Annotated in this window: 9 protein-coding genes; all 9 read right to left on the bottom strand. The window is 45.8% G+C overall.

Features of this window, described 5'->3' with window-relative positions; genetic code table 11:
- Nucleotides 1–65 precede the first annotated feature (65 nt).
- Nucleotides 66–1,841: a ShlB/FhaC/HecB family hemolysin secretion/activation protein gene (locus VC182_RS11625; protein ID WP_323484122.1), complete on the bottom strand. Its 1,776-nt coding sequence runs from the start codon at nucleotides 1,839–1,841 to the stop codon at nucleotides 66–68.
- A gap of 96 nt (nucleotides 1,842–1,937) precedes the next feature.
- The gene (locus VC182_RS11620) at nucleotides 1,938–2,564 is read right to left on the bottom strand and encodes a response regulator transcription factor (RefSeq protein WP_280742936.1); all 627 of its coding nucleotides are present in this window, start codon (nucleotides 2,562–2,564) and stop codon (nucleotides 1,938–1,940) included.
- Between the two features lie 80 nt (nucleotides 2,565–2,644).
- Entirely contained in the window at nucleotides 2,645–3,901 is a 1,257-nt protein-coding gene (locus tag VC182_RS11615) for a HAMP domain-containing sensor histidine kinase (RefSeq protein ID WP_323484123.1), read from the bottom strand.
- 405 nt (nucleotides 3,902–4,306) lie between these two features.
- Nucleotides 4,307–4,588 carry a hypothetical protein gene (locus VC182_RS11610; RefSeq protein ID WP_216228474.1) on the bottom strand — a complete coding sequence of 94 codons (282 nt, stop codon included), beginning with the start codon at nucleotides 4,586–4,588 and terminating at the stop codon, nucleotides 4,307–4,309.
- A 212-nt stretch (nucleotides 4,589–4,800) separates the two neighbouring features.
- A complete protein-coding gene (locus VC182_RS11605) occupies nucleotides 4,801–5,286 on the bottom strand; it encodes a hypothetical protein (protein WP_280742934.1) in 486 nt (161 codons plus the stop codon).
- 52 nt (nucleotides 5,287–5,338) lie between these two features.
- Nucleotides 5,339–5,632 (bottom strand): hypothetical protein, encoded by a 294-nt coding sequence (locus VC182_RS11600; protein WP_280742933.1) that lies wholly within the window; start codon nucleotides 5,630–5,632, stop codon nucleotides 5,339–5,341.
- Nucleotides 5,629–8,286 carry a hypothetical protein gene (locus tag VC182_RS11595; RefSeq protein ID WP_323485300.1) on the bottom strand — a complete coding sequence of 886 codons (2,658 nt, stop codon included), beginning with the start codon at nucleotides 8,284–8,286 and terminating at the stop codon, nucleotides 5,629–5,631. Before VC182_RS11595 ends, VC182_RS11600 begins: the two co-directional genes overlap by 4 nt.
- Before the next feature lie 393 nt (nucleotides 8,287–8,679).
- Entirely contained in the window at nucleotides 8,680–9,081 is a 402-nt protein-coding gene (locus VC182_RS11590; RefSeq protein WP_280742931.1) for a hypothetical protein, read from the bottom strand.
- Between the two features lies 1 nt (nucleotide 9,082).
- Nucleotides 9,083–9,836 (bottom strand): tyrosine-type recombinase/integrase (locus tag VC182_RS11585; protein WP_323485299.1); only part of this gene is annotated, 754 nt, incomplete at its 5' end.

Genomic DNA, 9,836 nt, shown 5'->3' with positions numbered 1-9,836 from the left:
TCTCTAATAAAAAAATCCCTCGATCGTGGGAGTTTGTAAATATTTTTGCAATTTCTTATACATTCTTAAAAAAAGATTGTGCCCTTGATCCAACCTTGTACCGATCTGTACATGTTGTCTGTATTTAACTGTTGGCCACTTTGTGTATAGAGCGGATTGTTGCCTACGCGCCATGCCAATGAACCAGAAAGTTGAACTTTTTCGTACTGATACTTTGCTGACAAACCTGTTGCGTATAAAGAATAGGTATTGTTAGCGTTGGTCTGCCCTTGCCAGTTGTTATAAGTGCTTACATATTGCTGAACTAGTCCAGCATCAAAAAAAACACCAACTTGCAAGTCTTGAATCAAGTTATGGTTAATTTCTACAGAAGCAATTGCTCCTTGTGCACCACCTCCCTGGGCTACAGGGTAAGCACGTACACCATAAGGGCCACCCATATAGATCTGCTCGGCACTATTGAGGTTCTTATTAGCCAATTGACCGTAGATAGAAGCCACTAAATTGGTTTTATCAATCGGCAGTGGCTGTGTAATCGAGCCATTAAAGCCCAGCTTTGCAAAAGTACCTTTTGTTGCGGCACCCTGTGCGTCGTTATTAGCTTGATTGGAGTTATTAATACTTAAAGAGCCCAAGGTAGCTGTAGCGCCCCAGCTTGCATAAGCTTGACCAATAAAGTTAGTGCCGTTGATGCCAAGACTTAAATCATTGAGCTGATAGTTACTGCTCTCGATACCGTTAGTTTGGTTGTTGTAGTTCTTATTTTCAAAGTTGATGATCACATTCTTAGTGGAACTTGCAGTGCGCTCTAGCGCATAGATTGAGTAAATTCCGTAGGTTTGTGCTGTACCTTGTGAAATCGTTGTTGAGTAACTTGATAAGCTTTTGTAATCCAAGGCGCTAACGCCTGCAGATACTCTCCAGCCATCATAACCCACTGGCAAACCGTATCTAAGCTGCCCATAGACAGAGCCTTGTGAGCCAATCACATCTAAAGTGGCTTGGTCGCCATTACCACTAGGGTTGTTCAAGCTTAAGCTAGCCGTTGCTTGTGCAGGCCCTGTATTGGCTGCGCCATAGTTTGATAGATCTACCCTACCTGCAAATAAACCCGTATCTTTGGCATTGACCAAGATATTCGTTGTCTCTTCCTCGTCACCCTCCGCTAACTCTCCGCTAACTTCATTACCTGGCGTTTCATTGAGGATGGCTAAACTTCGCTCCAAACCCTTCAGGTCAATAAGGTTGCCAGGCTCGTTGCTGTTGGTAATGAACTTTTGAATAACTTCAGACTTGAGGCGACTTGGTGATTCTTTATTGAGTTCAATAATGACATTGCCTACCTTGCCTTCAATAATCTTGATGGTGATAACGCCATTAACAACGTCTTGAGGTGGGATGACGGCTTGGGCCATTCTTCCCATCTGAGCGTAAAGATTAGTTAATGCATCTCCAGCCTCTTTGATTTGATCCAAAGTTAACTGGCGATTAGTAAAAGGCTTGAGAGCTTCCTGTGCTTGCTCTTGCGTAATCAGCGTAATACCAACCACCTTAAAGGAGCTCACCTCAATTGTTTTGTCACCTGATTTTGGCCTACTTGGTTTTGTGGGCTTCTTAATGAGGTTATCCGGCGCAACATTTTGGCGATCGCGGTCAACTTCACGTTGTAATTGTTGCTGTAATGCACCAGCATCAGGGCCAACTTGTGAATATGCCGAACCACTCAAGACCAAAAAACCTGCCGCTAATGCAATTGCACGACGTGCAGAAGCAGGGGCGCTAAATGGTGAATGCTTTACGGCAGTGCCAGATTGAATGGAATGGCGAATGTGAGGGTGCATCTTGTTATCTCTAATAATTGAGCAGACATTAAAACGCTAAATCTAGAAGCTGAAAATCCCTCGAACGAGAGTTAGCCTTACGGCTAACTGACCGACTTATTTAGCTCGTTTTTTGAAAGCAATGAGCTGGGCTAGCGAGCGCAAGTGCAGTTTACGCTTGACCTGCGCCTTGTACTGCTTGGCTGTGTACAGTGAAATCTGTAGTTTTTCTTGAATTTCTGCATTACTAAACCCTAAAGCAAGCAATTCAAGCACCTCAAGCTCCCGTGGAGCCAAGGCCTTAACGTGCTCCTCAAAAGCTTTTTGCTCAACATAGCTGCGCATATTGTTAGCATCTATATCTAAAGCCTTGATTACCGCATCCAAAAGGGCGTCTCGCTCAAATGGTTTGACTAAAAATTCAATAGCGCCCTGCTTCATTGCTGTAATCGATTGTGCAACAGTGCTTTCGGCGCTAATAAAGATAATTGGCACCTCACGACCACGCTTTATCAACTCCGCCTGTAGTTCTACCCCAGTCATATCCGGCATGCGCATATCAGTAATAACTACTGCTGGCGAAACGTGAAGTGGAATCTTTAAAAACTCTATAGCAGAAGCAAAGGGGTAAACCCGGTATCCAAGAAACTCCAAAAGACTCGTTAAAGTAGCTCGCATCGAAGCATCGTCCTCTATTAAGAAGACATGTTTCAAAACATCATGGATTGCAGCTTTACCGGTCATTGTTACTTGTTGCCCAAAAATTACTCTCTCGGATTATGACAAACATACTGCCCATCAATATCCCTCGATCGCGGGATACGCTAAATCCTCAAATCATCGACTGGGATTGGGGGGGGGAAGACGAGGCTAAAAGTTGCGCCAGCATTTGACCCGCGCTTATAAAAAATATCTCCGCCATGTCTAGTCATGATGTGTTTGCACAACCAAAGGCCCAAGCCCATGCCCGATTCTTTCTGTGAGTCTAGTAACTCAAATAATGAATGCTCTCTTTCAATAGGAACACCCGGACCGTTATCGCTAATATTGATTGTGACTTGTTCGCCCTGAAGATTGATGGCAATAAGGATATGTTTTTTCTCTATATTGTTCTTACTTTTCAGGGACTCAATAGCGTTATTTAAAACATTGAGAATGGCCTGATGAATCTCAATCGAATTAGCATTGATGTAGCACCGCTCTGGCATCTCAATTAATAATTCAATATTCGAGCCTCTGCACTCTGGCTCTACCAATTGGGCTATTGAATAGACGAGCCCAATCAAATCAATTCTCGCTAACGTAATCGCATCACCGGAGAACAGTGCGCGCAGTGAGCGAATGATTTGTCCCGCTTTTCTTGTATCAGCCTCAATAGAATTGACGATATCCTTTTCTAGATCGAGTTTAACTACATTTCTGTCCATTAGGGATTTAAGATGCTGCGCATTTAAAAGAGATGCGCCAAGTGGTTGACTTAACTCGTGCGCTAATGATGCAGCTAAAGCGCCGGTGCTAGCAGTCTTGTTGGACTTCAGTAGATAAGAGACTAATTTTTCGCGCTCAACTAAAAGCTCTTGTATTCTCGTCCGCTCTTTTGATTCGATGTCATACTTATAGGTTGATTCACGCTCTTTTTTCCACAGTCTGCGGTAAAGGTAAGCGTTGATCAATATATAAACTATCACGTTAATCCCATTTGATGTCCATGACATCATGCTGGACAATAGATCAGCGTTTACGATATTTTGTATATTTAAGTGAGGGCTCCGATTAACCGTAATTATTCCGAATGAGTAGGCGGTAACTTGTAAAGCCAAGAAGAAAATTAATATGCCAACAACGTAATCTCTTTTTTTCCGTAGGCAGTATGCAATGGAAAAAAACTCCCAAATCATCAATGGAATTTGTGTGCCTGCCACCGTATTTACGCGAGCAACAAAGCTATTCTCCTTTAGAAAAAAATGAAGGAACACAAAGCAAAATATTACATAGCCAATAGCTAGGATATACATCACCGACCTCTTAATAGGAGCATTCCAACTGCTTAAGAAGAGAGCAAGCAACACAACAGATGCCATGTATAAATAGTTTGCAGGAAGTAAACAAACGGAACCAAAAAACGGAACCAAAAACCAAAAAAAATAAGCAATGCTTCTCAGCAAAACTGTATATCGCCAGAATAGAGAGGATTCTAAGGAGTTATGGAGTTGATTATCAACTTGCACGGTCAAGAATATTCCAAATAGGATTAGTCCGAATATTCCAAACAGCAGTTGATTCATTAATTCCATGGTTACTCTCTATTCATTTTCGGTTTGGATTATTTATGATTATCATCAACATTCTAGATCATCAAATTTACGCCTAGATTCTTTGGGCGTCTCCAGTCGAGGTCTCTGACGGCAAGGTTTAGGTGCGCTTTAAACGCAAAACTAATTGGCGAGAAGACGATTGGCGGCTTAATTGTAAATAACTTGAGTCTCTTAACTGTCAAATAGACCCAACTGATCCCCAATAGATTCAGTGCTCTTCTTGGTTAAAAAGGCGCTAGGATTTTTTGGTTGCAACTCTCCGCCCAAGCTTTGTGCCTGATGAATCATCCACTGAACTCTGCGACTAATTTGGATGCGGTAGGCATTGGGAACATTGATGGCAGATAAGGTTTCCCTAAGTCGAATTGCACTGATGTGCAGCACATAAGCAAGCTCGGTTAACTCAAGATTAGTAGTCAGTAGATTGCGTTTTTTAGTACGTTTATTTGGCATTTTTATCCTTAATTTAGTTGATTTACACCCTTTTTCCATTCTTTTTGGGGTTAGTTTTGTTGGTGCCTTAACTTTGTTTGATTAAGACAACCGCAGAGCCAGCATCAAAACAAGAACATTGCTTTCTCTGCGGTGTGCCTACTTGCGAACAATCGATCCAAGCCCCCAAAAACTAGGGTCAAGATAGACCTTAGGCCCTCGCGCGCGTAACGTTAGTGAAGCATCCTGTCATCGCTCAATAAATCATCAGGTATGTGTTGCTCGACCTCCACTACGTTTTCAAATAAGCAATCGAGTGCCCCATAGGGCTGCATGGCCATTTCCAAGAACTCACGATGAGTCATGTCGTAATCCCAGTGATGTCGCAATACATCATCCGTACTCATCTCTACACATTCAACCAGCTCAAAAAATAATTCATGCTTAATGTCATCTTCATAGGCAAGAAAGGTGGGTTCGCCATAGCTGCGCCAGACTTGTCGCCGAACCAGCTCCAATGCATCCAAGTATCTTCTTCGCATCGACTCATGGCTGTCGCCGTAGTCAAATAGCATTTCAATGATCACCGAGTAATTCTCTTCTGATCCGTAGATGTCTACATCTTCATAACTGCTTACTACTGTTGTCTTTTTGTTCATGTTCTTTACTTTCATATTTGTAAAGGTTTGACCGGTATTTAGGGTTTGTTTGATACTCATAACTTATTCATTAAAAATATTGTTTGAGTAATAAACAAACCGTTTAAACCGTTTAAACCGTATTTTTAGGATTGATTGTTTTTTCTAGGCCGGCGTCCCATTGCTGCTGGTCTAGGTATCCGTAGACAAACAGCGGGATAGGCTGGTCTTCCAAGAGGTTTGCCAACGTCGAAACCACCATCCACAACTGCTTTCTAGATAAGCGTGCCTGGTGTGCGCAGAGCCTGACCCACACGAAGTTATCGCGCTGCTCTTGAACACGATTGCGTATACGCGCCCACAACTCTTTAAGCTGTTGCGTTTCTGCTCGACTTAATTCAATCATTGGATTATTTTTATGATTCATACAATCTCCTTTTTAGTAATTCGCCATGATTTGGCGTTATCCCCATTTGAGCCATGGCACTCAAGCTTCATAGCGGCCACTAGTCTTCCGTTGCGTTTTTTAAGTGCCTTACCCAGCGATTTAGGTGAGGACCAGTTCGGGCCAACTAACTGCTGTAACGCCTCGCGTAAATCCTTTGCCTCAGAATCGGACCAGTCGTTTGTTACTTTGGCGACTACCTGCTTTGCTGTTACCCAATCTGAACCAAAAGCTTTGACCCATCCCTGATAGAGTTGCAGTAGCATTTCCATTTCCGGATCTTCGGCTTGATTTAGTTCAATGGATTTGGCAATGTCTACGTACTGGTTGGGGGCAATCGTTTTTCCAATGTGCATCACCGTTTGCCTCACAAACGTGTCCCACTCTGAAAATGAACCGGTGTCCCCTACCTTCTTGGCGCCACTGTTAAGGTAAAAGCGAATGAGTGTGAGCGCTGCGGAGACCATACGCTGCCGATCAAAGATGCACACGTCCTTTGGATTGAGGTCAAAACTTCTAGCCTGAGGCCTTTCAGTCTGCGGGTCGATGCGGCAAATTAAGACCCGTCGACTCATGTCATTTACCGGCGAGAAATTATTGCCAGTAAAGATCATTAACGTCTTGTTTGGGACCTCAAGCACGGTTTGCGTGTTAAACAAACGCTCCTTGATCATCTGTGAGGTCATCATTCCAGCCAAAGCTGCAGAATCAAATTCACCTACTACGTTATCCCAGATGACCGTTCTGTCGCCGCTGCGTATAGCGGTAAATCCACGCTTTCTGACCTCGTCAACATTCCTGACGTCTACATCTGGCCAAATCGTTGGCTCGCGCCCACTGCCCAAAACCTCAACGCACCCAGCCAGCAAGCTCTTGCCGCTACCCTGCACCGGAGCGTCATATGCAAACCCTGGCGAGGTTGGCAGGCACGGGCGAACCACGACCGTTAGAAGCGCAGCTAGGTGCACCGACCTCGCTAATTCATCCACAAAAGGGAATTGATTGAATGGCTCCATCAACAGGTTAAGGGCCTTGATGGCCTGCATTTCTGTTGGACACTCTGGCACTGGAACTAACGCATCCTGGGTACTCAGTAGCAGCCCCGTGCGCTCGTCGTAGCCCTTGGTTGCCAGAACCGTGCCGTCGGGACGTAACGTTGGCGCCGACACCACTGCTTTCAACGCCTTTAGGTGCCGACCAATTTCTACGATGCTCTTACATAAGGTTGGTGGCGGGTTCTTAAGCTTGTGATCATGCTCAAATTGAATCAGCTTGCCTAGAATGTAGCGAAGGTTCGCCTCCTTGATTGACTTGATCTTCATGTCATCGGTCACCTCAACCAGGACATCACCAAAGTCAAATAGGTTTGGCGCCTTGCGCATCACCTCTAAAGTTGAATCAATCACCTCCGCCTCTTTACCGTCCAAAATCTCAATACGGATAGGTCGGCTAAACAATCTAAAGTTAACGCCGCCATGAGCAAATGAATGAAGATTTGGAAAGGCGCTGCCCAAGAAGAGCTTGCCAACAAAACGCCTGCCATCGTAATTAGGCTCTAGCGGATCTAGGGTCACACAGCCGTTAAAATCCTCTGGACTCTCCAGCAGCTGGGCCACGGTTAGCTCCTGCTCGCCGCTCTTAGTCTTGACCACAACGCGCCAGTCGCCCTGCAGCTCTTTCTGGTCAATTGCCCTATAGACCATATTGTGTATCTGGGCATCCCCAAACTGTGGGTTATTAGTGCGGTAGTCGTGTAGTCGCTTAGACACCCAGGCAGATTTCTTACTGTCGGCAAAGTCCAGCACGGCGTTTCGAGCGCGAGACTTATTTATCTGCAACTGTGACATCAAGGCTGCCGATAAATCCTTAAGGCTTGAGGAGTCTAGCGAATGCTTATGGCCTGAGATAATTTTTGGAGTGCCCCTGCGCTGTTCGATTCCGTCCTGACACTTTGCGCCAGCACAAAAATCAATCCGGTTAGTCTGCCAAACAGACTGATCAAACAGTGGACGCTCCAAAAGCGAACCCGACTCGCTGACCTCGTACCTTCCAACACCTGATAGCCAAAGACGTGCGTTGATAATCTCACCCACACGCTCAATATCTTGAGCATCGTCTACGAGAATATAAAAGCGTATGCCCTTAACCCCTACAAGCTCTTGGTCCTTGTAGTAAAGACAGCTTGAGGTGCTCGGTATCATCAAAATTTGTACGTCAGCTAACTCTGGAACTGCGCCAATAAGCTGAGCAATAATTTCACTCGCACTGTGAGCACGCGCTCCATCCTTGGGCGCGTCATAGTCGAGCATTAAGATGCCTCCGCCATCTGGCCACCCAAATAGTTCTTTTGCCCTGGGGGATTGATGGGCTGGCCTACCACCCTCCTCCCAGGCCTTGGTAGTGACAATCTCAGTAACCTTCTGTGGCGCAGTACCGTAAACCAAGCACTGGTTGTGGAGCAAAGAGTCAAGTAGATCGCCAAACTGCGTAAGGTTCTCCACAGACCTAAGCTCACACTTAGCCTGAACAATATTTGCTGATGTTGATTTTTTGAGATTTGCCTGCTCGTCTAAGGAAAAGACTTTAGATACAACAGACGGTTTTGCGCTGCTCAGCAGCGTGAATGTGTAATGCATTATGAAAACTCCAAAGCGTATTCCAGCCTTAGTGGCTGGGATGTTGTGTCGCGAGCTTATGGATACGTTTTTTGCACACTCTCACCCAAGTTCATGGGCCGCATGCTTACATTCTGATTGGCCTTATTCCACGGACCGTTCACGGTGTCACACCTAGGCTTACTGCAAAGCCGCAACTTAATAATGCAGTTGGTGGGCGCCCCTGCCCTCTCTCTTAGCCACCGCGCTTATCTCGGTGACCTTGAGCCGTTTTATGTGGAATCTCACCACAAAGCACTGCCTGCTTGCTGGCCCATCTGCACTGAGCCGCCACAACAAAACTGCTTTTTACCTCTTCATACTTTCCACTACATATTGCTGACGTCAATCCGCCCCAAATATGAATATTTATTTTTAGTCGTAGTCCAGATCATCATCGGAGCCGCTGTAAAGGCGATTTTCGTTACCCAGGACGTGGACAGGCAGCTTGCGCTTGTAGCCGTCCTTCGACTGCTTGGCGTTTCCGGCGGCGTTGCCACCCGCCTCGTCCTTGCTCGAGAGGATGCGTTTTTGGACCGACTCGTAGGCCGTAAAGCAAAACAGGCGCGCCTCTTCCTTGTTTTCTTCCGTATCTTCGCACTCATCGATTTTTAGGACATTATTACCAATCCATTCCAAGATTTGATGCTTTGGGGTATTTTTTAAGCGCACCTTAGAGGCGTGGTCAAAGGCGGTCTTGGCAATCCTCAATGCAGGGCTAGCCTTACCACGCTCTCGCAAGTAGTCTGCCCGCTCTTTGATGCTAAGCGCGCTCATCTCACTCTGATTCATTAACCAACACCGTAGTGAGCGCCTTTTGTAATGCTGCGTATTTTCTGGCCAAGGAGTGTCCGTCACCGTAGCCGCGGCTGATGGATGGCTTACCCCAGCCACCAATCGATTCAGCCAGATACTCTGGTGTACCTGCCTGATCGAGCAATGTCTTAACGGTGTGGCGTGCCGAGTAGAGGGTCTTGCTAATGCCCAACGATGCAATGTAACGATTAGTTGCCCCGCTCACGTTATCGCCTAAGACCTCATTGCCGTCACAGTACCGGGGAAAGACCACGCTATCAGTATGGGTCTCTAAATACTGCGCCAGAACTTTGGCTGCAGCAGGAATGAGTGGGACCTTGCGCACACTGTTCTTGGTCTTGAGGGTTCGGCCGCCATACTCCACCACATCAAAGTGAGGGTACTCGTCATCTAGGTAAACATCTTCACGACGCAATCCTGCAGCCTCCGAAGGGCGAACACCAGTTAGGCAGCAAATTAAGATCAAAACCCTAATCTCATCAGCCTTGCTAACGCAGCCGGCTATTAGCTTGCGATATTCGTCTTGGCTAAAGGGTTTACGGGCTACGCTGTCCTTGCCCTTTTTCGGGATGGTGAGGCGCTCAAACTTATTACTAAGATTTAACGACTTCTCCTTAATCACGCTGTTAATGACAGCGCGTATAGTCTTTAGCTCACGCTCAACGGTCGTCGTCTTGACGGTAGTTAGTCGGTGCTTGATGTAGCGACGCGCCATC

Origin of the sequence: Polynucleobacter sp. AP-Nickl1-40-C4 (genome assembly GCF_035012665.1) — a bacterium.
In the GTDB taxonomy this organism is placed as follows: Bacteria; Pseudomonadota; Gammaproteobacteria; order Burkholderiales; family Burkholderiaceae; genus Polynucleobacter.
Note: the sequence above shows the minus strand (reverse complement) of the source record. Positions and strands in the feature narration are given on the sequence as shown.